This window comes from Paenibacillus sp. LHD-38 (assembly GCF_031157315.1).
GTDB lineage: Bacteria > Bacillota > Bacilli > Paenibacillales > Paenibacillaceae > Pristimantibacillus.
Genome location: NZ_JAVIFU010000023.1, coordinates 25094 through 51406 on the forward strand (window position 1 = coordinate 25094; position 26313 = coordinate 51406).

Below are 26313 nucleotides of genomic sequence, written 5' to 3' on the forward strand. Positions count from 1 at the left end.
CGCTTTTTTTCTTTTTTCTGCTTATTGCATGAGTCCGATATCGTCCAGCATTACCTTACCTGGGCCATTCGTAAACCGGAATGTGATCTTTCTAATCTGCTGCGATTCTATTGAAGAATCGTCCGGGATAAACTGCTCTATTGGAACGGTAAAGGTTTGAAATACAGGCTCCGTAGACTCCTTATACTTCTCTTCTTTCATACGCTTCTCAAGCCATGAAATCGTCATAAAAGCCGTATAGGCAGGCGGGGAAACCGGCATAATATCCGCCAACGCAAGCTCGCTGCTCTCGCCTCCAGCTGTAGTGACCGTTATTTCAATAGCAGGAAGCGGAGGCAGCTCCGTCTCGTCTTCCCCATCGAAGTCCAAAGCAGCTTTATCTTCATCAGCCGATATCAGATCGCGTTCCAGGTTAGCAAGCGAGAAAACAAGCTTGCTTTCGATCAGATCCGGGACTTTCAAGCTTGTAGTTGGCGAGAGCTCCAGTGCGTATTCCGCTCCCGGTTTCTCCCATTCCAATTCGATTCCTTTCGTGCCTTTAATCTTTCCATCCCTGTCTTCGGCCGAAGTAATTTCCCACTCCGACATCCCTGAAACGCCAGCCTTGCCTCCATCCTTAAGGACAGTTTTTCGTTTGCCGTCATCAAAGCGCGCAATCTCAGTAAACTCCGATGCTTCAAACCGATTCGTATATACCGTTTCCGGAAGCCAGTCTAACCCTAAACGATAATCTTCGAAAAGCGGCCGGAAGCCTTCTTGTCCTAGCAGAGTTTCCTGCAGAAAAGCCGACACATACACTTTTGAAATTTGCCGCTGCTCATCTGCCTTTAACAGTTCCTTGCGATTTAGAAATAATCCGCCAGGCGGACGTTCATCCATACGTCCCCACTCCGAATTAAACTGACTGTGGTTTGCATCCGCAATATAGAGCGCAGCTTTAAACTTATTCGATTGCTCTGCAAAAGTGGTCCGGCTGTATTGGCGGTCACCGTAAAAATTGTTTACATCCGCGTCCCTAGCCCCTTGAAGCGTTAAATAGTTTACATCGGATAACCGTGCCGACTTATCGTCCACTTGTTTGTCCGTCGGCGCAATGGCGACCACCGATTCGATCAGAATGCCGTTTAAGCTGTCTAAGGTTTGATCTTCTTTGAACCAGCGATCAGCATCCGCTGCCATTGCTGCAGCCTGCCCTCCGCGCGAATGGCCAATCAAAGCAACCCGCTCTAAGTCTACGTGTCCAGTAAAGAAATTCCCCTCTTCTTCGTTAAGCTGCTTGATCTGCTGTAAATGCTTGAGCAGCAGCCATGCCCGCACCTTCATATCGTTATTCGGTATGCCAGACCAAACGGAATAATTCAAAAAATTCTCGTCAACCGAGACCGTGATAATACCTTTGCTCGCCAGTAATTCCCCGATATATCCATAACCGCCGTCTGAGAAATCCTCCATCAAATGGTTACCATGGACAATTAACGCAAGCGGGAACGGCCCTTCGCCTTCAGGCATCCACACGCGGCCGTTTAAAGGCAATGCATGCTCATCAAATCCCCAAAACTTCGTTTTCAAATTTGACCATTTGCTGATATATGCCGACGCATCGACCGCTGTCGATGGGATGCCGACCTTATCTCCAAAAATCGCTCTGTGCTTATCATTCCCGCTTCCATATGTGAAGGTCTGATAAGCTAGTCCCCCCGGTTCAGACGGGTTTGGCAAGTCAAGCTTGCCGCCGGTACCCTCCATTGAAATTGGCTGTGCAACCTCTCTATGGGGCACAGCAGAGGGTCCCGGCCAGTCAAGCCCAACATAAGCTGCTGCCGCCGCAAAAGCAAAAATGAGTCCAAACGCGGCTTTGCTCAGTGGCTTTATTTTCATTCTCAAGAGATAACCCATTAAAACGCCTGCAAACATACCCGTAAATGTAAAAGCAAGGGAAATCACGACCGACATGATGATGCCGAACTCGGCATAATACAGGATCAAAAACGTCTCGACCGAGGCGTATGTCCATGCGGCCAGGAGCCTGCGGGGTAAGGGCAAATACAGCATGCTGTAAAGGAATGACAGCAGCTTTGCTGACGCGATCATTGCAATAATGTTCAACGTTAGAAAAACAAAAACATCTATTCCTGTTCCAAATCCGGTAGGCATTCCCAAAACGGCTGCCAGCATTGCTAGCGATGCGAATACTGCCAGGCTTCCTGAAGCGACGCGTGCCACAAACTGATCGCGTGCATTTCGAATGGCATATCGGCCGGTCAACCATGCCTTGAATTTTTTCCATCTGCTTGGAACGATCGGCTGCGGCTGTTCCGATTCCAGTAATTCTAATTCCATAAAGCACCCTTAACCGATAACCAGTTTCTTCCGTCCCGTTTCTTGATTTCAACAGGCACAGAGAAAAAGTCACTCATGAGTTCGGATGTCAACACATCGGTGGTATCATTAGCCGCAAATACTTGCCCTTCTTTAATTAGCAGAGTCTTAGTAAAGCAAGGCAATATTTCCTCTACATGATGGGTAACATATATAATCGTTGGCGCATGCTTCTCATTTGCCACTGCAGCAATCATTTGTAGCAACTGTTCACGCGAAAAAACATCTAAGCCCGTACACGGCTCGTCCAAAATAAGCAGCTTAGGCGAAGCCATTAAAGCTCGCGCAATCAGTACCCGCTGCCGTTCTCCTTGCGAAAGCGTATCATACGTACGATTTATTAATGCGGTACAGCCAAGCGATCTCATTAATTCTTCGGCTCGTTCATTATCCTCCGCGTCCGTCTGGTCATACAATCCGATCGTTGCGAATTTACCGCTTAGCACAATTTTTATTGCGGTCTCGCTGCCGTAAAGCTTTTGCTGGAGGGACGTGCTTACCCAGCCGATCATTTTACGAAGCTCACGCAAATCGAACTCTCCAAACGGATTGCCAAGCACCGACATCCTTCCCTCGGTCGGCCATATGTAACCATTAATCATATTCAAAAGGGTCGTTTTCCCAGAGCCGTTAAGTCCCAAAAGGCACCAATGCTCTCCGTCCTTCACCTGCCAATTAATATTTCTTAAAATGTGTTTGTCGCTTCGATCCCATGACACATTTTGAATATCTATAATCATCGTTAGCTCTCCCGTCAGTTGACAAATGCTCATTCTATAAATTTGACTTAGGTTATAATATCGCCCATTATTATATTACAGCGATTCCAAACGAGTCGGAACCGTCCTATCTCAAACGATACCTATACATATTTGTTATATCAGGAGTGAACTTGCATATGAAAACCAATCAATTAAAGCAATGGGCTCATTTTTTTCTTACTTATAAATTTGCACTTGATGCCGTTGAAACAAAGCTTAATATTTTGAATGAAGAATTTCAATTTATTCATGATTACAACCCAATCGAGCATATGAAGACCCGAATTAAAGCGCCGGAGAGCGTTATGCAAAAGCTGCAGCGCAAAGGCCTGGATATTACGCTTGAGGATGCAAAAGAGCATATACGCGATATAGCGGGCGTACGTGTCATTTGCTCCTTCTCTACGGACATTTATCAAATCGTTGACATGATCAGCAAGCAAAGTGACGTTCGGGTCGTTGAGCTTAAGGATTACGTAATCAATCCAAAGCCTAACGGCTATCAAAGCATTCATTTGCTCATCGAAATCCCTGTTTTTCTCACGGATAGAACAGAAAATGTACTTGTAGAAATCCAAATCCGCACCATTGCCATGGATTTTTGGGCTAGTCTGGAGCACAAGATCTATTATAAATTCAATGAGCAGATTCCGCCACATATTCAGGAACAGCTGAAAGGCTCTGCAGACATGATCCATTTGCTTGATCGTCAAATGCTGGCATTAAACGTCGAAGTACAGAAGCACCGCGAGCAGGCATTAAAATAAAAAGAAGCTCCCCCCCGTTATTGCGGAGAGGAGCTTCTTCTTTTTTCTTTAGGTTATTGCATAATAAAAGGGCACAATGATTAAGTTTAAAGCTAATGCAATAAGTCCGATCGCCATAGACCAACCGCCGAGCCCTCGCGCGCCTTGTCGGTAAGCCATGAAGCCAAGCACCGTCGCTGTAGCTCCAATTAATACCGGCCAAATAAACCATGACGCAATCGCAAATACAAGGGCTACCCATCCAAGCGCGAAACCGCCAGACCTTGTGTCTGATCGTTCCGATTTTTCCACATACCGGTCTTCTCTCCGCTCCGTATGCACAACTGGACCGCTGACCGCAAAATCAGCTGCCATTTCTTCATTAACATCAAGCAAGCGATCCGTCCCCATAACTGGATGGCTTGTGGGTGCTGACCGATCTCGTTCATCCAACAATTTTTTATAATCGTCTTCATAATTTCCCATCGATCATCACTCCTTTGGTTTAAAGGTCAGGCAGCATGTTGCTTTCGATTGTTCCGCATGATCCTGATGATACAAACCAAGGTCATCGCCGGCGAACTCTTCATTGAAATGGGCACCTGCATGCTGATCGATTTCAATATTGATCGCGCTCGCCCCGCAGTTGTTGCCTTCCTTCCAGAAGCTACAGTTAGCTACACTACATGACACGCCTTTCGGCATAAAAAATCACCTCCACTATCAAGTTTCCCTGAGTGGAGGTGATTCATTCTGCCTTATTTTTGTCCTTGCATGCGGCGCTGGGTCATGTAATCATTTTCGTAATAAGACAATTCGTCACGCAGTTCTTCAAATACCTTGGATACGCTAAGTACGATACCTCGTGAATCACGGTTCGGTTTGAAACGGAAACGAATGGCATCCTGACCTGTATAAGCATAACGGCCATCCTCGGAATAACATTCGTTCTTCGGATAGAAAAACGCGCTTACGCATTGGTGGTAAACCTCATACAGCACGCGTTCCGCATAATCTGTATCGAAATTGGGCCGTCTGAGCAATACCCCCAGCTTTTCAACCGAGACTTCAGAAAACACCAATAAATGTCTCAAATCGGATAAAAGGCCTTTGTAAAACGCTTGGGCTTCTTCTCCATTATCCTCTCCGGTTAATTGGAGCAAAGCATTGTTATTCAGAAACGGTTCAAGCTGGTTAACCGCATCCTTTAGCTTTGTACGGGTTGATTCAGTTAGCGCTTTGACGTTAGCAGTTGGCATATAGGTAGTTCCCCTTTCATAATCCAAACACGCGTAAAAACTACAATCATTATTATGGTACCACAAATTACATTGAAGTGGTACTGGCGATTCACGGTTTCCTTCGCATATTTTCTGCTCTGAAATCCGAACCTATATATTAGACTTTGCTCTAATCTAGAACGATCAATGGAGGTTTCCGCATGCGAAGAAAATGGATTGGCGCCTTTACAATTTTAGCCCTGGCAGCTCTGCTTATACCTACAACCCCTTTATTCGCTCCGAAAGAAGTCAAAAACGTTCCGAAAGCATCAAGCTTTACCGCAAAGCGGGAGCATACACTAAAAATGGCAGCTGTGCAATCGGACATTAAAGCAACCGCTATGCTTTGCGCGTCGGAATGCTCTAAAGATTTTCAAAAACTAATGAATGCAAGCATGGGCTCGAAGGAAGAAGCAGGCCAACAAATCAAGCATATGATGCACGAACATATGCATATGAGCTACATCAGCTGGATATCGGGAAACCGAAGTGTAGACCGAGGCAAGCTGCCTGAAACTGAAAATAAACAAGTTGAAAATTATGTGAAGGATGCAAAAGCCCAAGTGGGCAAAGGAGCCAAATTTGAATCTCCTGCTTTTACCGCAAAGGACGGCAGCCGTTATATGGTACTCGGTGTTCCTAATTCCAAGCATGCCGGCATTGGTGTAGTCGGTGTCGTTAAGCAGGATATATTAAAATCTGTTGAACAACATCAAATGCGCAACCTTCGATTAATTCCGTATCCCGCTGAAGGTAATTACAAGATTGAATCGGTATTGCCAAATTCAACGGTTGATACAACCGTTCGTAGCGGTGAAGACAACGGTAATGCAAGCCATTATCATGTTCGTGACGTCGTCGTACATTTCATGAAGCCGTTATCGGCTTCCGAGCTGGAGCGTGTAAAACGAGACATCAATGCGGAATCGATGAAGCAAGTCGGAGATACATTTATCTTCCGTTCGAGAAATTTGGAGACCGATCAGCTCGTTAAGTATTTCAAGCAAACATGGAATACGGAATATACGGAGCCACATTACCTGTATTTAACGAATGAAACATCCGCTGCCATTAAGCCAAACGACGCTCTTTACTCGGAATATCAATGGAATTTGCCTAATATTGAAACGGAGAAAGGCTGGAGTACCTCCAAAGGCAATGATAAGGTAATCATTGCTGTCCTTGACACGGGTGTGCAAAGCAATCATCCTGATTTGAAGGGTAAACTTATTGAGGGGACGAATATCGTCGATGAGGAAGCAGAACCGGATGATGACGTTGGCCATGGTACACATGTGTCAGGGATCATTGGCGCCACAGTTAACAATAGCGAAGGCGTAGCTGGACTTTCTTGGTATAACAAAATCATGCCTATCAAAGTACTCGACAGCAGTGGAGCAGGCTCAACCTATTCCGTCGCGCAAGGCATTATTTGGGCGACCGATCACGGAGCTAAGGTCATCAACATGAGCTTAGGCAACTATGCGCAGGCTGATTTTCTACATGACGCCATTAAATATGCTTACGAGCATGATGTCGTCATGATCGCGGCAAGCGGCAACGACAATACAGATCGTCCTGGCTATCCTGCTGCGTATCCCGAAGTGTTCGCAGTCGCGGCTACAGACAGCAATCATGAAAAAGCATCCTTTTCAAACTATGGCGATTATATTGATGTCGCGGCCCCTGGAGACAGTATCGCTAGTACCTACCCTGGCAGCCAATATGCCGCATTGTCTGGTACATCCATGGCAAGCCCGCATGTCGCTGCTTTAGCAGGCTTAATCCGCTCTGTCAATCCTGAGCTCTCCAACGTCGAAGTAATGGAGCTGATGAGAAAATCGGCAGTCGACTTGGGTGCAGAAGGCAAGGATGATAATTTTGGATACGGTGAGATCGATGTCGATAAAGCGCTGAAGGCCGCATCTAAATTTGGCGGCACTTTGCAAACTTATCCAGATCAAGTAAAGAGAAGATTGGACCGCATTGTTTCCAAATATGAGAAGTAAACTTATTTAGATACAATTAAGCACCCATCGCATGCGATGGGTGCTCTTTGTTTGTGTATAGTCGTGCGGAAAGTTTGTCTTAAGCCGGGTTCTGTACTTCTGGTGGTCCAAACGGGAACGACCCTCCCACGATGAAGCGACAATCATCTATCTAGGCCGCACATTACTGTACGGCTCCAGCAACCAACCCGGACGCGCCTCAGGCTAAGGCTGCAGCTTAGGGGCTGCGGCGTCCTCTCGGTCTTGCTCCAGATGGGGTTTACCAGGAACGTAGTCACCTATGCTCCTCGTGGTCTCTTACACCACGGTTCCACCCTTACCTGTGCCGGCTAAAAGCCGGCCATCGGCGGTCCATTTCTGTGGCACTTTCCTTCAGCTCGCGCTGACTGGACGTTATCCAGCATCCTGCCTTGTGGAGCCCGGACTTTCCTCTCGCGGCAACAAGGCCGCCAGCGATTGTCTGTCAAACTTTCCGTGGCATCGTTAAGTATACAAGTATTTTCGTAAAAGCTCAACCCTGAAACAAATTCCAACACTTATATTCTTTAATACTCGTTAAATATGCAGGTAAAGCGACAAGCCGTTATACAAAAGAAAACGGCTCGGTATTCAATGAAGAAGCAACTGCCTTCGTTTCAGACTTACTGCCAGCAAGCTGTTTATTCAACCATTCAGCAACCTTATTCTTCATGACCTTCTCAATGTTATGTCCAGGGTCAATGATCGTCATCCCGGCTGCAAGGGCATCATGCGCTGTATGATAATCAATATCGCCTGTAACAAGCACATCCGCTCCAGCAAATATCGCATGCCGCACATATCTTGCGCCAGAGCCGCCGAGTACAGCCGCTTTGCGTATGACACGGTCAAGCGGCCCAACTACCCGAACAGCAGGAACTTCGAAAATAATTTTTGCTTGCTCCGCCAGCTCGCCTAATGTGATTGGCTGCTCCAACTTGCCTGTTCTCCCTAATCCAAAAGAGCGTCCCTTTAGATCCATTGCGTACAAATCATAGGCAACCTCTTCATAAGGATGCGCCTTCAGCATGGCTTGCACCGCTTTACGATGAACGCTGTGAGGCACGATCGTTTCAATACGAATTTCGGCCGCATGCTCAAGCTTGCCCTCTGCTCCAATATAGGGATTCGTGCCGGGTCCTGGAACGAAAGTACCTGTACCTTTTATGTTAAAGCTGCAATTGCTGTAGCTGCCGATTTCTCCGGCACCCGCACGCCAAATAGCCTCTAACACTTGCTCATGATGACTCTCAGGGACAAACACAACCAGCTTGTACAGCTTATCGGTATGAACCTCTTCTAAACATTGACGGCCTTCCGGCAAGATTCCGACAAGATCAGCCAGCCAATCATTAATCCCGCCGTCGGCTACGTCTAGATTTGTATGTGAAATATATACCGCGATATCATTTTTAATAAGCTTCTCATATAAACGACCGGCAGCGGTCGAGGTGTCCAGCTTTGCCAGCGGACGATAGATGATGGCATGATGAGCAATAATAAGCTCTGCGCCTACTTCTATTGCTTCATTTACAACGGCATCGGTAACATCTAATGCTACAAGAATCTTATGAATTGGTTTATTCAATGTGCCAAGCTGCAGGCCGATTTTGTCATTCTCCACCGCATAATGTTTTGGAGCAAGCTGTTCCATTAGCTGGACTACGGATTGTCCGTTCGCAAACATTGTAAAACCTCCTTAATCACATGCATCTCCGCAAGAAATTGTTCGCGCTTAACTGCCGATTCAGCAAGATCTGATCCTGCAAGCGATTCGCAAATTCGCTCCAGCTTATTCAGCTCATGACGCCATTTTTTGAATAGCGCAGGCTGCGGATCACGAAGAAGATACGGCCCCATCTGCATTAGAACCTTAAACAACAAATCTGTCTCAAGATTAAGTGCTAAGAAATGGCCATCATAAAGCTCGCTGTTGCGTGATACGGCATCATCTGAGCGCACTGCATGCAGCACCTCATAAATTTTCCCGTCCTCTTCCAGAATGCTTTCAGCTTTTAAAAACCAATGATGCTTGAGCAGCCATTGACGTACCAATTCTTCGCCTACATTAGGCTGCAGCACGAGCTCAGTGACCCCTTCCAGCTTTCCAGCTGTAAACCCTGCCTCTAGAATGTCACTCATCAAGCTGCCGCCCATACCGGCAATTGTGACCGTATCAGCTTCACCTGATATTAAAACATTCAAACCATCACCTTGTCGTACCGTCAATCGTGAGGTAAGACCTGCATCTGCACTCTGTTTCTTTGCAGCCTCAAAGGGGCCTCTGTTTAATTCACCGGCAATAGCCGAAGGGCATCGATTACTTTGGAGTAAATACACCGGAAGCATTGCATGATCAGATCCAATGTCCGCCACACGCGACCCCATTGATACGTAATCCGCAATTTTCTGCAGACGTTTTGAAAGTTTTAGCATTATACTACCCACACCATCCATTGTTTTCGCATTGCGAATAATAATCCGCCGCCAATTGCTATTTTGACGATTAGCTGCAGTTGCAGCCAAATGGCCCCATCTACGATCATGACCGAATACAGCTCAGGCATGAACCACACCAATGCGCAAGTTACGAATAGCACTGCGGACGCTGGCTTTGACCAGCGATGAACAAACCAGCTCCCCCAACCGAACAAGCACGCAATAGGCAGCCAGTAAAGCTGTATTTCATACCATTTTGAATCGACCATAAATTGTGACAGCAGCCACGCATAAACAAGAATAGCTGCAAGCCAGCCGCTAAAATGCAAAGCGGGTATGCGAGCTGCTATTCCATATACAATCCAAAAGAGTGAGCAAAACGCAAGTAATCCCGTTTTCCAGCCCCATTGGTCAAGACCGTGAACATTTAACATGTAAAGTCCCCCTCCTAAAAGAAGGAGCATGCCAGTGCTGGTAATAGCTAATCCAGCTGCCTCGTTTCGACTCCGAAGACGCTGCCCGATACGTAAAAAAACTGCCGTCCCAAGGGCCACGACGGCCATTTGCAATAACAGATGAAATTCGTTAAAATAAAGCACAACAAAGGAAATTAAGGTAAAAGTTCCAAATGTAAGAAACCATTGCAAACCCGTTGCCCTTTGAACAGCAGCAATCGCCTTTCCTACTGTATGTTGCTGTTGTTTGCTTTCATGGACCGTATCTTGATCAGCGTATAAATTCATTAGAAAGTCACAGTACTGATCCGGCAGCAGTTTGCTTCGCCGCCAATGATCAATTTCTTTCACGATAATTTGCCGACGATCCTGATTCATAAAATCTCGCTATCCTTTCGGGTTCGGCCTGCCGCTTGCAAGTCCTTATGTATGAGGCTCATTTTTAAGAAAAAAGACCTCGCTGCACGAGCAGAAAGGTCGATAATCATAAAGTTTTTTATTCGAGAAAATCCTTCAACCGTTTGCTCCGGCTAGGGTGACGAAGCTTGCGAAGTGCCTTAGCTTCAATTTGACGAATACGCTCACGCGTAACACCAAATACCTTGCCGACCTCTTCAAGTGTTCTTGTACGTCCGTCATCAAGTCCGAAGCGAAGACGCAGTACGTTTTCTTCTCTTTCGGTCAGCGTGTCGAGTACATCCTCAAGTTGTTCCTTAAGCAGCTCATACGCAGCGGCATCAGCAGGTGCCAGCGCTTCTTGATCTTCGATGAAATCGCCGAGATGAGAATCATCTTCTTCCCCGATCGGAGTTTCCAGCGATACCGGCTCTTGGGCAATTTTCATGATCTCACGAACTTTTTCCGTGCTTAGCTCCATTTCTGCAGCAATTTCCTCCGGTGTCGGTTCGCGTCCAAGCTCTTGAAGCAATTGACGGGATACGCGAATCAGCTTGTTGATTGTTTCCACCATATGAACAGGAATACGAATCGTCCGAGCTTGGTCAGCAATGGCACGGGTAATCGCTTGGCGAATCCACCATGTCGCATAAGTACTGAACTTAAAGCCCTTCTGATGGTCAAACTTCTCAACCGCTTTAATCAGGCCCATATTCCCTTCTTGAATTAAATCCAGGAATAACATTCCTCTGCCGACATAACGCTTCGCGATACTAACTACGAGCCGTAAATTAGCTTCCGCCAATCTCCGTTTTGCTTCTTCGTCGCCGTTCTCAATTCGTTGCGCCAGCTCAACCTCATCATCCGCTGAAAGAAGCGGAACTCGGCCTATTTCTTTTAAATACATCCGTACAGGATCATTAATCTTGATACCTGGCGGCAATGCAAGATCATCATCGAAATTAAAGTCATCCTGCTCGCGCTCTTGCTCTTCCCCTTGGGCAGCGAGTGGATTCTCTTCATCGTTTTCGTTCAGTACCTCAATCCCAAAATCATCGAGCTGTTCGAAAAATTCATCAATTTGTTCAGGATCCTGATCGAACGGAGCCAACTTATCCATAATTTCTTTATACGTCAAAGAAGACCTCTTCTTGCCTTGTTCGATCAATTGATCCTTCACATGATCCAGTTTTTGTTCGGTATCTAGTTCAGTATGTTGATCATTCGCCATGTTCCGACTCCCTCCCCCCTAGAAACGATCTTCCTGTCGCCCTTTAAGCTGTCTCTCTAGGGTTATAATCTCACTTGCTATTTGTGCTGCTGCCAAAAAATCTCCGGTACGCTCAGCACGCACCATTTCTTCTTTCTTGCGCTCAATATCCCGATACTGCGGAACCTTGATAATGTCTTGAATATAAGCGTCCATCGTCGTATCGTCGAACGGGAAGTCACCGTCCATCATCAGAATCGATGCAGCTGCGCGTTCTAATCGGTCGTCATGCAGCGTTGCAATAAAACGGCTGACATCCGGATCATAGCCTTGAGCAAAATAAGCGTATAAATAAGCAGCAAGAGCTGCGTGATCCTCTACATTAAACGCATCACCCAAACGTTCATGAACCGCTTGCGCCACTTCCCGATCCCGCATCATAACATGCAACAACCTTCGTTCTGCATGCGTGTAAGCGGGCATAAGAGTAGGCGGTCCAGACTTTCGGGGCTTTTCATTCCTACCATTATTCCACGAATTGTCGTTATTATCCCCTTGCGGTTTCTTTTTTTGCAGCTCCTGTCTAATTTGATGACAGTCCTGCTTTAAGGCGTCAAGAGAGATTTCAAACTCACGGGAAATTTCCTTTAAGTAGACCTCACGTTCCGTTGACGAATCAAGCTCTGCAACAATTTGTACCGCTTCAAGCAGATAGTTCTTTCTACCTTCTTCTTTTAGCAGTATATGGTTTTTCCTTGAATATATAAGCTTAAATTTTGTTACGGACACCGGCTGGTCCATCGTATCCCGCAAGAAAGCCTCCGGTCCGTATTCGCTTATATAATCATCGGGATCCTTACCTTTCGGAAGCATCGCCACCGATACTCGCAAGCCTGCGCCCTCGAGCATAGGAATTGATTTGAACGCTGCTGCTTGTCCCGCATCATCACCGTCATAACAGACGATGACCTCTTCGGCTTGGCGCTTCAGAATGGCACAATGTTCATCGGTTAAAGCCGTTCCCATCGTAGCTATTCCATTTTTTACGCCAGCGCTCCATGATTTGATGACATCCATGTAGCCTTCAAACAAAACGACCTGCTTGCTCTTTCGGATAGCTGGCCGTGCATAATGCAAGTTGTAAAGTGTTCTGCTTTTCGTAAATAGCATCGTTTCTGAGGTATTCAAGTATTTCGGCTGTCCTTCGCCTATAATGCGACCCGCAAACGCGGTAGCTTTGCCGTCTCGATCCCAAATCGGAAACATGATGCGATTACGAAACCGATCCACATACCCACTCCCGTCAGCCTTTGCCGAAAGCAGCCCGCCTTTTTCCATTAGTGCCAGATCGAATCCCCGGTTCGTCAAAAAACGAGCAAGCAAGTCCCATTCCTCTGGCGCATAACCAATCATAAAATGATCGATTAGCTTATCGCTGAGTCCACGCTCCCGCAAATATTGCTTTGCAGCCTGACCTTGCTTCGTATTATTGAGCACATGATGATAAAGCTTAATCGTAAGCTCATGCGCTTCAATGATTTTGGCACGGTCAGCATCATGCGGCGTAGATTTATTACCCTCAGCCGAGGCCCAAGTAACGGGCATACCTGCATCGAGGGCCAGCACGCGAACGGCTTCAGGAAACGAATAGCCTTCCATTTCCTCGAAAAAACGAATGACGTTTCCGCCTTTCCCGCAGCCATAGCAATGGTAAATTTGGAGCTCCGGCGTTACTGTAAACGAGGGAGTCTTCTCCGAATGGAACGGACATAACCCCTTCATATATTTGCCGTGCTTCGTGAGATGAACATATTTCCCGACCGTCTCTACGATGTCATAATGCTTGCGGACAGCATCAATGACCTCTTCCGGTATTTTATTACCGTATGTCATCGTTCATCACCTTCATCCTAGTAACACGTAAATAATATTCGCTATACGTCATGGTTCTCCTGCTCATTTCGCAAAACTTTTGTCAACTTTTGTTGAAAACGATCACGATCGTCATTATTCATCGCTTTCGGCCCTCTTGTTTTGCCTCCGGTGCGGCGACGTTTCGCTAGTTCATGTCTCCGCTCCATCAAATAATCAATGTTATCGTCCGTATACTGCTCTCCCCTTGGAGACAGGACGATTGCGCCTTTGCCAATTGCTATGCATGCCAATCCGAAATCCTGCGTAACAACAATATCTCCGCGTGATATATGGTTCACGATATACAGATCGACGGATTGATTGCTCCGGTCGACCTGTACAATATCTACGCCTGGCTGTGGCTCTAATCTATGGTCATGAGAAGCAACCATAAGAACACGAACCGAGTATTGTCTAGCTGTTTCGCCTATTTCAGCTTTTACCGGACATGCATCAGCGTCGACTACAATAGTAGGTTTCTCAATCCGAATAGAAGATCACCGCTCGATTTCAAATTCTTGTCCTATATTATTATATACGGCATAACTGTAAAAAATCCTTCCCCTTGCTTTATGGCATACGTACATATTCCATAATTAAGCTTGCCGTTTCTTCAACTGCCCGGTGCGATACGTCAATGACAACGCATCCGAGCTGTTTCATAATGTTATCGGCATAGAGAAGTTCTTTTTCAATACGGTCCGGCGTGGCATAGGATGCATTATTAGGTAATCCAAGCGCCTTGAGGCGTTCCTTCCGAATGGTATTCAAATAAGGAACCCCAATCGTAAGTCCAATTACTTTGCGCTTAGGGAGCTTAAACAATTCTTCAGGCGGCTTTAATTCCGGAACAAGCGGCACATTCGCGACTTTAAACTTTTGATGGGCAAGGTACATGGACAACGGGGTCTTCGACGTACGCGATACCCCTACCAATACAATATCTGCCTTTAATACCCCCGAAGTATCTCTTGCGTCATCATACTTAACCGCGAATTCGACCGCTTCCACTTTGCGGAAATAATCCGCGTCAAGAACATGATTAAGTCCAGGCTCTTGACGGGATTTTCGACCTGTCCGCATTTCAAGCGTTTCTATAAATGACCCCAAAAGATCGATGGCGGCGACGTTATGGGTCTCGGCAAGCTTTTTCATGCTGTCACGGAGATGCGGTATGACTAACGTATAGATCACGATGGCATCGACTTGCTTTGCCTGCAAAATAATTCGCTGCAAGCCTGCTTCCTCTGTAATAAACGGAGCTCTGCGAATATCTGTATGGAGCGGATGAAATTGCGCAATGGCTGCTCGAACGACAAGCTCACCCGTATCACCAGCTGCATCGGATACGACATAGACGATTACTTCCGGATTTAAACGAGACATCTTCCATCATCCTCCTGACTTCTTTTACTACCAAACTAGCTTAGAGAAATCGGCAACAACGGCAATATCCTCCGCGATACCAGCAAGCGTTGACAAACGGTTCGCGCGTACTGCCTCATCGGGTGCCATGACCATGACATTTTCAAAATAAGTATGAATATACGGCTTCAAGGATGACAATGAATGAACCGCTTTTGAAATATCTCCCGCGTCAATCGCCTCTTTGAATACAGGACGCTGTTGCTGCCATTTTTCATACAGCTCGTTCTCTACCTGTTCGCTAAACAAAGCGGCATCCACCGTTGTTGCAGCCGCTTTGGAGCCTAGGTTGCTCACGCGGTTGAACTGTTCCACCGTTTGTTTGAACGCAGTGCGGTCCTCGCCCCCAGCTAAAGACTGAACGACGTTAGCTCGCTCGATCGTCGACTTCAAATCCGTGAAGCCTGACGCCATAACCGCATCAACGACATCGTAACGAACGCCTTGCTCAGACAGCACGTTTTTGACTCGAAGCGCGAAGAAATCCGAAAGATCCTTGCGAATATCTGCTGCTGCACGCTTCAAACCGCGGCTCTCATGTACAGACAAGGAAGCATCATACAAATCATTTAGTTCCAACTTTAAGCCGTGTGCCAAAATGATTTGAACGATCCCGGCTGCTTGTCTCCGAAGCGCATATGGATCCTGTGAACCTGTTGGAATAATTCCGATGGAGAAACAGCCTACAATCGTATCGATCTTGTCAGCTAAGCTTACGATCGCTCCTGTTAATTCTGACGGCGCCAGATCGCCGGCAAAACGAGGCTGGTAATGTTCATTAATGGCTTTCGCCACCGATTCGCGCTCTCCTGCTTTTAGGGCATAATCTTCACCCATGATACCTTGAAGCTCAGGGAACTCATAAACCATTTGTGATACGAGATCGAATTTACAAATATCTGCAGAGCGGCTGATATCTTGGGATTGCTGCTCATCGATTTGCAAATGCTTGCTTAATAGATCGGCTGTCGCGCGAATTCTTCTTACCTTGTCGGCAACTGAGCCTATTTCTTCGTGATATACGATATTCTCAAGCTTAGAAAGAGCATGCTCGATCGTCAGCTTATGATCTTCCTCATAGAAAAATTTCGCATCTGAAAGTCTCGCGCGCAGCACCTTTTCATTACCCTTGGCTACTAGTTCAATCGACTTTAGATCGCCGTTGCGGACGGTAACGAAAAACGGCTGAAGCTGTCCCTCACCGTTGAATACAGGAAAGTATCTTTGATGCTCACGCATAGATGTGATGAGCACCTCCTGCGGGATGTGAAGAAATGCCGGGTCGAAACCGCCAAATAGCACATTAGGATATTCGACTAGGAACAAGACCTCTTCCAGCAAATCTTCCTTGATTGCAATCTCCCAGCCCTTTTCCTTCGCAAGCTGATTTATTTGAGCAACGATCAGCTCCTCGCGTTCACTCACGTCTGCAATGACATTCTGCTCGCGCAAGCGCTCAACGTATTGAGCAGGCTCTTGGACAGTCGTATTCTCTCCGAGAAAGCGATGTCCGCGGGATACGTTGCCGGTCTGTACGCCCGTTATTTCAAATGGAATGACATCTTGGCCGAATAACGCGACAAGCCAACGGATCGGTCTTACGAAACGAAGCTCATGGCTTCCCCAACGCATATTCTTAGGGAAAGACATCGACGTAATCAACGAAAGCAAACCTTCAGGAAGAACCGCCGCGGTCTCTGCGCCCACGCTGCTTTTATTCGCATAAACATACTCTACGCCGGCGAGCTCTTGAAAATAAAGCTGCTCCGGTTCTACGCCCTGGCTCCTGGCAAATCCGAGTGCCGCTTTGCTCCAGTTTCCTTGGTCATCCTGGGCAATTTTTCGTGAAGGCCCTTTTGCTTCCTCATTCATATCAGACTGCTTCTCAGCTACATCTTGAATAAGGACTGCAATCCGGCGTGGTGTCGCATACACCTTTACAGCACCATGTTCGATGCGTGAATCCGACAGCCATTTTACCGTTTTATCCTTAAGCTGATTCATAGCACCGCGTACAAATCGGGCCGGAACTTCCTCGAGTCCAATTTCAAGCAACAAATCTCTAGTCATGCTGCTTCACTCCTTTCTTCAGCAACGGGAAACCTAAACGTTCTCTTTCCTCGTAATAGGTTGAGGCGCAGGCACGCGCCAAATTTCTCACCCTTGTAATGTAGCCTGTTCTTTCCGTTACGCTAATCGCTCCGCGAGCATCGAGCAGGTTAAAGGTGTGTGAGCATTTCAGCACATAATCGTACGCTGGAAATACGAGATGATGCTCCATTGTTTTTTTCGCTTCTTCCTCGTACATGTTGAACAAGGAAAATAACATCGCCGTGTCCGATGTCTCAAACGTATATTTGGAATGCTCATATTCTGGCTGCTTGAAAACGTCACCGTACGTTATGCCCTCTACCCATTCCAAATCAAACACGTTTTCTTTTTCTTGAATATAAGAAGCAAGTCGTTCCATACCATAAGTGATCTCTACGGCAACAGGATTAGCATCAATGCCGCCAACCTGCTGGAAATACGTGAATTGTGTAATCTCCATGCCATCCAGCCATACTTCCCAGCCAAGGCCCCAAGCGCCGAGCGTCGGTGATTCCCAGTTATCCTCAACAAAACGAATATCATGGTCATTCGCATCAATTCCGAGCTGTTTCAAGCTTTCCAGGTAAAGCTCTTGTATGTTGTCTGGCGAAGGCTTCAAAATAACCTGAAATTGGTGATGCTGGTATAGGCGATTCGGATTTTCACCGTAACGGCCATCGGCTGGACGACGGGATGGCTCCACGTAAGCTACATTCCAAGGCTCAGGCCCAATTGAACGCAAGAATGTCATCGGGTTCATCGTTCCGGCACCCTTCTCCACATCATAAGGCTGTACTAGAATACAATTTTGTTCAGCCCAGAATTGCTGCAGCGTTAAAATCATTTTCTGAAAATTCATTACTGACCCTCTCCTTCTTCTTCTGTATTCTGTCCTTTTGGAAAATTTTCGCAAGTTCGGCAAAGGCGATGATACGCAAAAAACTCCCGTCTCTACGCCTGCTGCCAGACGTAGGGACGAGAGTTAAATTCCCGCGGTTCCACCCTACTTGGTTCACTCCTTACGAGCAAACCCTCTTTCTTCGATACGACTCCGGAGTGCCCTTTCATCGTTTTGTCCATCTGGGCTTTCACTTTTCCCAGCTCGCTAAGCTTGTCGACATAAAACAATTACTTTCTCCATCATTGCCCAATATTCATATTGCATTATTTTATGCTTCTTTATGGCAAATGTCAAATGTCAAACATGCGCTTCAAGCAATTAAAAAACCCAGTCTATTTTGTCCTGTGTGCTAACTACACCTTAAGACAGAGGGAAAACCAATGATATCCAACATAAATAGTGAAGGGCTTTCACATGAGTTTATCCAATTGGTCAAGAAAATTGCGCGATTTAAGCTGTAAGCCCAGATGAGTATCCATAAGCTTTCGCATGGAATGCTTAAGTTCTGCTTTCGTTTCCGGCTTTACTTGGATAGAACCCAGTCTCCTCATATCCATACGGCGGAATAACCGAAGCAGCTTATATGCTCCTTCTCCAAGCGGTACCCCATGGGGATCCTTTCCCTTGCAACGCGTACACAATATGCCGCCGGCGTAAGGTGAGAGCACAAAAGGACCAACAACGTTTCCGCAGCTAACGCATTCATCCAGTTCAGGAGCGTAACCTGATAAATCCAAAATTCGCATTTCGTAGAGATGTGTCACAATTTGGGCGTCTTTTCCTTCTTGGAGTGCGGCAAGACATGCTTTCAGCTGCTCAAAATGAAATCCAGTTGCTTCATCGTCCTGCAGCGAACGGTCCGTAAGCTCGGCTACATAAGACGAATAGGCTGCCAAGTCTAGCTTTTCACGCAAAACATGGTGAGATTCGATAATCTCACCATGGTTAAGTGTGCCGAGTCCGCTGCTCCGAAAATAAACGAACTCGCCATATGTAAACGGCTGAGCGAGTGACGAATGCTTGCTCTTCAGTTTCTTTGCGCCGCGTATTAATACGCCCGCTTTTCCGTTTGTTTTTGTAAGCAGAGTTACGATTTTGTTACCTTCCCCATAATCCATGCTTCGAATGACTATCCCCTCAACACGATACAGCATTGCACAAACTCTCCCCTGAAAGCAGAAACGCAAGGTTCACAGTCCCATGGCTGCGAACTCACGTTTAGCGGTTAAAGATAAGCTAAGAGATGAATGCTGCTCACCTGTTAGCTTATCTTTCCAAAACCTATACATGATCAATCGATACGATAATTCCATGGATGCATCAGCCTGAGGTATCTTCTACTTCAAGCGGGGAATGCTCCTCGTGTTCGCTGGCTAACGCATCGGAGCCGCCTTCTGCACCATATTGATTCATTTCCTTGTATAGCATGAAAGATTCGACATCCCCGGTCAACGTAAAATACTTCCACGAAAAATTTCGCATACGTATTCATCCCTTTCCGTCCCCTGAAATGCTGCTTCAGACGGTAATAGGATGCGATAAACGGGTGCTGTCTATCCTTAACAAAATACGTCAATTTTGTTTAATCGTGGCGATAGCCAAGATCCTTTAACACACGCTCTTGATTGCGCCAATCCTTCTTTACTTTTACCCACAGTTCTAGATAAATGCGCGAGCCAAGAAGCGCTTCGATATCTTTGCGCGCCTGTTTTCCGACTTCCTTCAAGAGGTCGCCTTTTTTGCCGATAATGATGCCCTTCTGGGAATCGCGTTCAACGAAAATTACCGCTCCGATATACACGACTCCATTTTCTTTAACGCGCATATCCTCGATCGTAACCGCGATGGAATGCGGAATTTCTTCGCGAGTCATGTGAAGAATCTTTTCGCGAATAAGCTCTGAGCAAACGAACTGCTCCGGGTGATCTGTAATTTGATCTGCCGGGTAATATTGCGGGCCTTCAGGTAAATAACGAGATAGCTGCTCAAGCAACGTATCTACGTTATTTCCTTTAAGCGCTGAGATCGGAATGATTTCCGCAAATTCATGAAGCTCGTTGTATTGCGTAATCATTGGCAAAAGCTGCTCCGGTTCTACCTTGTCAATTTTATTCATAACAAGAAAAACAGGCGTTTTCACCTTTTTAAGCTGTTCGATAATGAAGCGGTCACCGCCGCCAAGCCCCTCGGATGCGTCAATTAGAAATAGTGCAGCCTCAACCTCTCTAAGCGCGCTCTCGGCAGTCTGCATCATGTAATTGCCAAGCTTTGATTGGGGCTTGTGGATACCTGGAGTATCCAAAAATACAATTTGTGTATCGTTAGTGGTATATACGCCGTGAATTTTGTTCCTGGTTGTTTGCGGCTTGTCTGACATGATTGCAATTTTTTGTCCAATAAGATGGTTCATGAGCGTTGATTTCCCTACATTTGGCCTGCCAATTATAGCTACGAAGCCAGATCGGAATTTTTTGCTGTCACGGTCATTTGATGTTGTTAGATTCATATGTTTATTTAACGCTCCCTATTTTCTAATGACGCCGGCGTGAAAGCCCCCGGCAATATGTCTGATACGGTCGAAATCGTCCACTGACCGTTTATATTACCCATGATTACAGGCATGTCTGGTGCACAAAACTCAACTAAAACCTGACGGCAGACGCCGCATGGCGCGATTGGCCCCTCGGTATCGCCAATAACCGCAATCGCCTGAAATTGACCTGGTCGTTTTCCGTCGGAAACCGCGCGAAATATCGCCGAACGTTCTGCGCAATTAGTAGGACTATAAGCCGCATTCTCAATGTTGCACCCGTGATGGATATGTCCATCATCGTCTAGAAGCGCTGCTCCGACTTGGAAATTTGAATAAGGCACGTAAGCGCGAGACATCGCTTCCTTAGCCGCGTTCATCAGCGCCGTATATGACTCCGATAATCCTTCGTATACCATCCAAATCATCTCCGTTCAGGATTGACTTCTTAACCTGCGAATAAACGCCATAAGGGCGGCCCAAGGATGAGCAGCCCTATAATCGCTGAAATGACTGCGGCAATGAGAACTGCTCCGGCAGCAACATCCTTGGCCACTTTCGCCACCGGATGTATGCTTGGGCTAGCAAGATTAACCGCTTGCTCGACAGCCGTATTGATCATTTCAGCACTAATAACGACTGCGATCGCTAGAAGAATAATCGCCCATTCGAGCGGCTCAAGCGACACGATTAATCCAACAACACATGCAATCAGCCCTGCTAACGCGTGAAACCGCATATGACTTTGCGTACGTAGCGCAAAGACGACTCCAGAGATCGCTACCGCGAAGCTTGCAATAAACTTCTGCATTAACGAGTTAAACCTACCTGTTGCAAAATAGCTTCCTGCTTTGCGGTCATCTCCGCTTCTGTCTCATCATCCTGGTGATCGTAACCAATCAAATGCAGAAAACCATGAACGAACAAAAAGCCGATTTCCCGCTCCAATGAATGTCCGTACTCTTCGCTTTGTGCAAGTGCCGTATCCACACTAATGATAATGTCTCCAAGCATGCCTGAAATCGGATCGGCATCCTCTTCATGTTCAACCTCGAAAATAATGTCGAGCTCGTCTACGCCATCTTCCTGCATAGCAAAAGACAATACATCTGTCGGGCGGTCGATCCCGCGATATTCTCGGTTTAACTGGTGAATTTCCTCATCATTCGTGAAGGTTAACGAGACCTCGCCATATTGAATGCCTTCCGCCTCGCCCGCAAGCCTCAGCAGCTTTTCTAGTGTTGCTATCCATTCATCAGGGATCTCCAGCTTTTGCTGCTCATTGCTCCAATCGAGTTGTAAGCTCATGCCAAACGCTCCTTTGTTTTCACATCATCCGGGTATTCGATACGTGAATGGAATATGCCAATTACGCTTTCCTTAAGCGATAGCGCAATTTTATCAAGTTCCTTCAACGTTAAATCACATTCATTGTACTGGTTATCATCCAGCCTGCTCTTAATGATTTTGTGAATCATCGCTTCAACCTGCTCCACGGTTGGATTCCGCAGGCTTCGTACCGCTGCTTCAACGCAATCGGCAATACCGACTACTGCCGCTTCCTTCGACTGTGCCTTAGGACCGGGATAACGGAATTCATCCTCTGTGAACTGTGGTTCGATGCCTTGTTCTTCAGCTTGCTTTATTGCCTTGTAATAAAAAAACTTAAGCGAAGTCGTCCCATGATGCTGCTCTGCAATATCCCGAATAGGCTTAGGAATATTATGTCCCTTCAGCATATCTACACCGTCTCTTGCATGGGCGACAATGATTGATTTGCTTAGCTTCGGATCAATGGTATCATGCGGATTTTCGATATTGGACTGGTTTTCGATAAAATAATTCGGCCGTTTCGTCTTTCCGATGTCATGATAAAACGAACCGACTCGGCATAATAATCCATCGGCACCGATGGCCTCGGCCGCCGCTTCGGATAAATTGCCAACCATCACGCTGTGATGGTAGGTACCCGGCGTTTCTGTCAGCAGCTTCCGCAGCAATGGATGATTCGGATTGGAGAGCTCAACAAGCTTCAGCGCCGATAATATACCGAATGTAATCTCGAAAAACGGCATCAACCCGATGACGAGCACTGCCGTAATTAATCCGCTTGCGAAAGCAAAAGCAACCGAATAGATGAACGGAGCGCGCTCGAGCTGCTCGGTTAGCAGCAAAACTGTAAGGACGGATAGTGAGCCAAACAAGCTGACCATGATGCCTGCTTTCAATATCGTGGACCGTTGACTCGCGCGGTGTATGGAGAAAATCGCAGCGAACGAAACAACGATAATGACAAATCCGTACTGAAAATCGAAAATTTGATGCTGGCCGGTATTTAATATCACGCTTCCCATAATCGCAAATAAAATGGAGCTGATCATTGCTAAGTGCATATCTAGCAAAAGCGTAATCAACATGGTGCCTAGTGCAGCAGGAGCCAAATAGCCTGCATACGGGGCAGCATCCGTTTGCGTCAAGGAAATGATTTGTATCGTTATGATATTGATTAGAAAAATAAGCCACAACATAAGCAAAGATGCATTGTTATATTTAGGCTTAACGCCATTTATGCTCCCCGACTGATGCAAATACGCGTACAGCGAGACGATGAACATTAAGGACATAATCAAAAGCCCAAGCTGCGGCCAGTAGTTTTTCTTATCCTGAAGCAGCGAGGAATCAACAAGGAGCTTGTACAAATCAGGCGTAATAGTCTGGCCGCGCTTTACAATCAGCTCGCCCTCTTTAATGACCACAGGAGGCGTGTTCTGCTTAGCTTGTACCATGGCTTCGTCTGTCGCTGCTTTGTCCAGAAACTTATTCGGCATAATTGCGAATCTAGCCAGCTCCTGTACAATTTCTCTGCTCGTCCGGCTTGAAAGCGAGCTGGCATTCACAAGCTCAGCCACCTGCGTCCGCGCAGTTTCGGCTTCCCGAAGCTGCTCGACCGTCAGCTTACGCACAATATCCCGAGCTACATTACGCATCTCGGTTAAGGTTTCGGCTGATAGGTTTGGCATTTTGTAAAAGGTTTCTTCCGGAATGGTGTATTCCTGTTCTTTTGCGACCAGCGACATTTCCTCAAGCAGAGTGTCGTTGTAGGTGCCTCTGCCCTTGTTGAGCTTAACAAAGGTGTCGATATACTCCGCATAGCGTCCCGGAATTTCATTACGGTAAATATCAATTTTATTTTGCAAGGTTACTTGATCGTCCTGATTCAATTGCTCGATTCGAACAAAAATCTGATCAACCAATACTTCGTTGCGTAAGGGCACTATGGAATAAATAACGTCGACTTTTTCAGCTGCGTCCTCTTCCGCTTGTCGTGTCGCCTTCTCGTCTTTTATTTGGAAGGGCGCTTTGATATCCTTCTCGCTTACAGCGCCCTCCTCAATGTCGTATGTCTCAGGAACGAGATGCGGAGCTAAGCTGAAATAAAACAGCAGCACAAACATCAACATTAGCACCCAGCGAACGGCTGCACTCTGCTTCCAACCCGCCGTCTTAGATGGCAGCAAATTCCCCTGTTTTCCGGTCTGGTTTTGGTTCATGCAGCAGACATCCCTTTCTAGGCTTTGTTTTCAGCATCCCAGTTATAGGCAACAATAATCTTTTGAACTAATGAATGACGGACAACATCCTGCTCAGAGAAAAGGATAATGCCGATTTCCTCTATGTCCTTTAATATACGCTGAGCCTCGATCAAGCCTGAGTTTTTGCCTCTGGGCAAGTCAATTTGCGTAACGTCGCCTGTAATGACCATTTTGGAGCTAAATCCAAGCCTAGTCAGAAACATTTTCATTTGCTCGGGCGTCGTATTTTGCGCTTCATCCAAAATGATGAACGCATCGTCAAGCGTACGACCCCGCATATAAGCAAGCGGCGCGATTTCAATCATGCCGCGTTCTAATGCTTTAACGGTCTGATCCGGCCCCAGCACATCATGCAAAGCATCGTAAAGAGGTCGCAAATACGGATCTACTTTTTCTTGCAAATCGCCCGGCAAAAATCCGAGATTTTCTCCCGCTTCTACTGCCGGTCTCGTCAATACGATCCGTTTAACAGAGCCTTCCTTCAAAGCAGCTACGGCAAGTACGACTGCCAAATATGTTTTACCCGTTCCGGCTGGTCCAATACCGAATACGATATCCCGTTTGCGGATCGTCTTCACATAATGACGCTGACCGATCGTCTTCACGCGGATCGGCTTGCCTCGGAAGGTAGTCGTGATTTCTTTCTTAAATAAGTCTAGCAGCTCCTCTGCCTGCATGGATCTCGCGAGTTCTAATGCATAAGCGACATCCCGTTCCGATGGTTTATAACCGCCGCGAACAAGCTGTAAGAGCACATTGAATAGCTGCTCCAGCGATTCAACTTCATCAGAGGGCCCCGAAATGACAATTTCCGCTTCACGCGAAGTAATTGAAGATTCAACCTGCGCTTGTACAAGGCGTAAATAATTGTCTTGTGGTCCGAGTACTGCAAGTCCTTCCGCTGCGTTACCGAGCGGTATTTTTACTACTTTCGTTTCAATTTGCAACAATCCTCATTCTCCCTGCATCTGGACTAGTGGCATTTCTTTAACGATAGATTGCTCGACCTCAAAAAGAACTTTCATATAAACTTTACCATTGTCCGCCTTTTCATGCAAAACAATTTCATCTCGGATGACCGCATCGCTGCCTGCTTTAATTAGTACGTTAGCTTTAGCCTGGAGGATTCCCGCGCTCTTTGCCTCCGCCTCTGTCAGTTCCCTGTCCTCTAATCGAGTCTCCATGACGGTCTCCTTCATCCTGCCGATGGGCAGGGTCCAATTGCGCCATGCAACCTTCTCCTCGTGACGAATCGCTTCCGAAGTGCCGTAGCCATCCTTCCCATAGCCGCTAACCTGCAACGCTCTTGAGCCAATGACGGCGAACCATTTCGTCTTTTTTTCACCTGTGTATACTTTAATCTGCTGAACTAGAGGAGAGGCAATTTCATACTCATACCAGACGAGCCCGCGGACGTTGCCTTTGGCAACGACATTTCGCGAATTTTCTTCGCCGCCAATCGTTCCGGAAATCAGAATTTGATCTTTTTTCACGCGAGTGTTTTTCCGTACGACCGGCCTTCCCGCTTCCGCGATAATTTCAATAACGACAGCATCCGCTGAAGCGACAAGATGACGCGGCGTATTCAATTCGGCTCGCCTCGGAATCGTTGACTCCACAACTTGGATAATTACCTTCGTGCCTTTTTTTTCGACGCCTACCCACGTTGATCCAGGAAGCTTTCGAACGAGCTGCTTGGATAATACGTCAGCGTCTGTAAGACGGAATGACCATTGCATGGGATACAGGCCTTCCTCTTTTGCAGCCAATCTTATCTGATCTTCCGTCAACTTTACATTGCCCTGCACTTCAATGCTCCAAACGAGTGACGATAGCATGAATATGATTGCAAAAAACAATACGATTCCGCCAGCAAAAAGCTTTCTGCGCTCTGCCTTTACGAGAAGAAACGGCAGCCCCTTGCGTTTCGTAACATGGACTCGGCAGCCTGTCTCCTTCAGAAACGGACGAAGGCCAAAGAAATCGCTGACCGACAGCTCAAACTCAAGCAAGCCGCTGCTTGTCCAACGTATAGAAGACAGCTGCAAGCCGCCGGCTAGTGCACGGTTGACGAGCTGCTCCGGTTGTCCTTCCCTTATGTGAACGGTAACCATTCCTTTTATCCAATTCGCGCCAATTCCGCTCAATACGTTCGCCTCCATTACG

General features: G+C 46.7%; 26 protein-coding genes and 1 other RNA gene. 2 read left to right on the forward strand and 25 right to left on the reverse strand.

Translation table 11 applies throughout. The features are described 5' to 3' along the window. Positions 1-21 precede the first annotated feature (21 nt). Together RCO25_RS19645 and RCO25_RS19650 are read right to left on the reverse strand one after the other, a co-directional pair. Positions 22-2340, reverse strand: coding sequence for an alpha/beta hydrolase (locus tag RCO25_RS19645; RefSeq protein ID WP_308997828.1), 2319 nt, complete (start codon positions 2338-2340; stop codon positions 22-24). Then, positions 2331-3119, reverse strand: coding sequence for an ABC transporter ATP-binding protein (locus RCO25_RS19650; protein ID WP_308997829.1), 789 nt, complete (start codon positions 3117-3119; stop codon positions 2331-2333). The genes RCO25_RS19645 and RCO25_RS19650 overlap by 10 nt, the downstream gene beginning before the upstream one ends. Positions 3120-3277: 158 nt before the next feature. Here RCO25_RS19650 and RCO25_RS19655 point away from each other — a divergent pair, with 158 nt between their 5' ends. After that, positions 3278-3907, forward strand: a complete 630-nt coding sequence (locus RCO25_RS19655) for a GTP pyrophosphokinase (protein ID WP_053376798.1) — start codon at positions 3278-3280, stop codon at positions 3905-3907. 48 nt (positions 3908-3955) lie between these two features. Here RCO25_RS19655 and RCO25_RS19660 read toward each other — a convergent pair whose 3' ends face one another. From RCO25_RS19660 to RCO25_RS19670, 3 genes are read right to left on the reverse strand one after another with little or no spacing between them, the layout of a single operon-like run. Beyond that, complete coding sequence (locus RCO25_RS19660) at positions 3956-4372, reverse strand: DUF4190 domain-containing protein (protein WP_308997830.1); 417 nt, start codon at positions 4370-4372, stop codon at positions 3956-3958. A 6-nt stretch (positions 4373-4378) separates the two neighbouring features. After that, on the reverse strand, positions 4379-4591 hold the full coding sequence (locus RCO25_RS19665) for a DUF1540 domain-containing protein (protein ID WP_308997831.1): 213 nt from the start codon (positions 4589-4591) through the stop codon (positions 4379-4381). 53 nt (positions 4592-4644) lie between these two features. Then, the gene (locus RCO25_RS19670; RefSeq protein WP_308997832.1) at positions 4645-5145 is read right to left on the reverse strand and encodes a YpuI family protein; all 501 of its coding nucleotides are present in this window, start codon (positions 5143-5145) and stop codon (positions 4645-4647) included. A 182-nt stretch (positions 5146-5327) separates the two neighbouring features. Between RCO25_RS19670 and RCO25_RS19675 the strand changes: the two genes are divergently transcribed. Next, complete coding sequence (locus RCO25_RS19675; RefSeq protein WP_308997833.1) at positions 5328-7175, forward strand: S8 family peptidase; 1848 nt, start codon at positions 5328-5330, stop codon at positions 7173-7175. Between the two features lie 65 nt (positions 7176-7240). On the opposite strand, the gene rnpB is transcribed toward RCO25_RS19675, so the two are convergent. The 20 genes from rnpB to yqfD form a co-directional block, all read right to left on the reverse strand. Continuing rightward, an RNA gene (gene rnpB / locus RCO25_RS19680) (RNase P RNA component class A) lies at positions 7241-7647 on the reverse strand. Between the two features lie 111 nt (positions 7648-7758). Next, complete coding sequence (locus RCO25_RS19685) at positions 7759-8880, reverse strand: Nif3-like dinuclear metal center hexameric protein (RefSeq protein WP_308997834.1); 1122 nt, start codon at positions 8878-8880, stop codon at positions 7759-7761. Then, positions 8856-9629, reverse strand: a complete 774-nt coding sequence (locus RCO25_RS19690) for a tRNA (adenine(22)-N(1))-methyltransferase (protein WP_308997835.1) — start codon at positions 9627-9629, stop codon at positions 8856-8858. The genes RCO25_RS19685 and RCO25_RS19690 overlap by 25 nt, the downstream gene beginning before the upstream one ends. Continuing rightward, complete coding sequence (locus RCO25_RS19695) at positions 9629-10465, reverse strand: hypothetical protein (protein ID WP_308997836.1); 837 nt, start codon at positions 10463-10465, stop codon at positions 9629-9631. The genes RCO25_RS19690 and RCO25_RS19695 overlap by 1 nt, the downstream gene beginning before the upstream one ends. 118 nt (positions 10466-10583) lie before the next feature. After that, positions 10584-11714, reverse strand: coding sequence for an RNA polymerase sigma factor RpoD (gene rpoD, locus RCO25_RS19700; RefSeq protein ID WP_053376806.1), 1131 nt, complete (start codon positions 11712-11714; stop codon positions 10584-10586). Between the two features lie 18 nt (positions 11715-11732). Beyond that, positions 11733-13586, reverse strand: coding sequence for a DNA primase (gene dnaG, locus RCO25_RS19705; RefSeq protein WP_308997837.1), 1854 nt, complete (start codon positions 13584-13586; stop codon positions 11733-11735). Positions 13587-13627: 41 nt separating this feature from the next. Further along, positions 13628-14092 (reverse strand): YaiI/YqxD family protein, encoded by a 465-nt coding sequence (locus RCO25_RS19710; RefSeq protein ID WP_374992136.1) that lies wholly within the window; start codon positions 14090-14092, stop codon positions 13628-13630. An 85-nt stretch (positions 14093-14177) separates the two neighbouring features. Beyond that, entirely contained in the window at positions 14178-14993 is an 816-nt protein-coding gene (locus tag RCO25_RS19715) for a pyruvate, water dikinase regulatory protein (RefSeq protein WP_308997838.1), read from the reverse strand. Between the two features lie 27 nt (positions 14994-15020). After that, positions 15021-17102: a glycine--tRNA ligase subunit beta gene (gene glyS / locus RCO25_RS19720; protein ID WP_308997839.1), complete on the reverse strand. Its 2082-nt coding sequence runs from the start codon at positions 17100-17102 to the stop codon at positions 15021-15023. After that, positions 17095-17982, reverse strand: a complete 888-nt coding sequence (gene glyQ, locus RCO25_RS19725) for a glycine--tRNA ligase subunit alpha (protein ID WP_308997840.1) — start codon at positions 17980-17982, stop codon at positions 17095-17097. Before glyQ ends, glyS begins: the two co-directional genes overlap by 8 nt. Positions 17983-18074: 92 nt before the next feature. Next, positions 18075-18251: a hypothetical protein gene (locus tag RCO25_RS19730; RefSeq protein ID WP_308997841.1), complete on the reverse strand. Its 177-nt coding sequence runs from the start codon at positions 18249-18251 to the stop codon at positions 18075-18077. A gap of 183 nt (positions 18252-18434) precedes the next feature. Next, positions 18435-19178 (reverse strand): DNA repair protein RecO, encoded by a 744-nt coding sequence (gene recO / locus RCO25_RS19735; protein WP_308997842.1) that lies wholly within the window; start codon positions 19176-19178, stop codon positions 18435-18437. Positions 19179-19344: 166 nt separating this feature from the next. After that, the gene (locus tag RCO25_RS19740) at positions 19345-19506 is read right to left on the reverse strand and encodes a YqzL family protein (RefSeq protein WP_308997843.1); all 162 of its coding nucleotides are present in this window, start codon (positions 19504-19506) and stop codon (positions 19345-19347) included. Positions 19507-19606: 100 nt separating this feature from the next. After that, on the reverse strand, positions 19607-20530 hold the full coding sequence (gene era / locus RCO25_RS19745; RefSeq protein WP_308997844.1) for a GTPase Era: 924 nt from the start codon (positions 20528-20530) through the stop codon (positions 19607-19609). Between the two features lie 8 nt (positions 20531-20538). After that, positions 20539-20973 carry a cytidine deaminase gene (locus RCO25_RS19750; protein WP_308997845.1) on the reverse strand — a complete coding sequence of 145 codons (435 nt, stop codon included), beginning with the start codon at positions 20971-20973 and terminating at the stop codon, positions 20539-20541. A 29-nt stretch (positions 20974-21002) separates the two neighbouring features. Beyond that, on the reverse strand, positions 21003-21365 hold the full coding sequence (locus RCO25_RS19755) for a diacylglycerol kinase family protein (RefSeq protein WP_308997846.1): 363 nt from the start codon (positions 21363-21365) through the stop codon (positions 21003-21005). Beyond that, positions 21365-21862 carry an rRNA maturation RNase YbeY gene (gene ybeY, locus RCO25_RS19760; RefSeq protein ID WP_308997847.1) on the reverse strand — a complete coding sequence of 166 codons (498 nt, stop codon included), beginning with the start codon at positions 21860-21862 and terminating at the stop codon, positions 21365-21367. Before ybeY ends, RCO25_RS19755 begins: the two co-directional genes overlap by 1 nt. Then, positions 21859-24105, reverse strand: coding sequence for an HD family phosphohydrolase (locus RCO25_RS19765; protein WP_308997848.1), 2247 nt, complete (start codon positions 24103-24105; stop codon positions 21859-21861). The genes ybeY and RCO25_RS19765 overlap by 4 nt, the downstream gene beginning before the upstream one ends. Before the next feature lie 17 nt (positions 24106-24122). Next, positions 24123-25094: a PhoH family protein gene (locus RCO25_RS19770; protein WP_308997909.1), complete on the reverse strand. Its 972-nt coding sequence runs from the start codon at positions 25092-25094 to the stop codon at positions 24123-24125. Positions 25095-25100: 6 nt separating this feature from the next. Then, entirely contained in the window at positions 25101-26294 is a 1194-nt protein-coding gene (yqfD, locus tag RCO25_RS19775; RefSeq protein WP_308997849.1) for a sporulation protein YqfD, read from the reverse strand. Positions 26295-26313 lie beyond the last annotated feature (19 nt).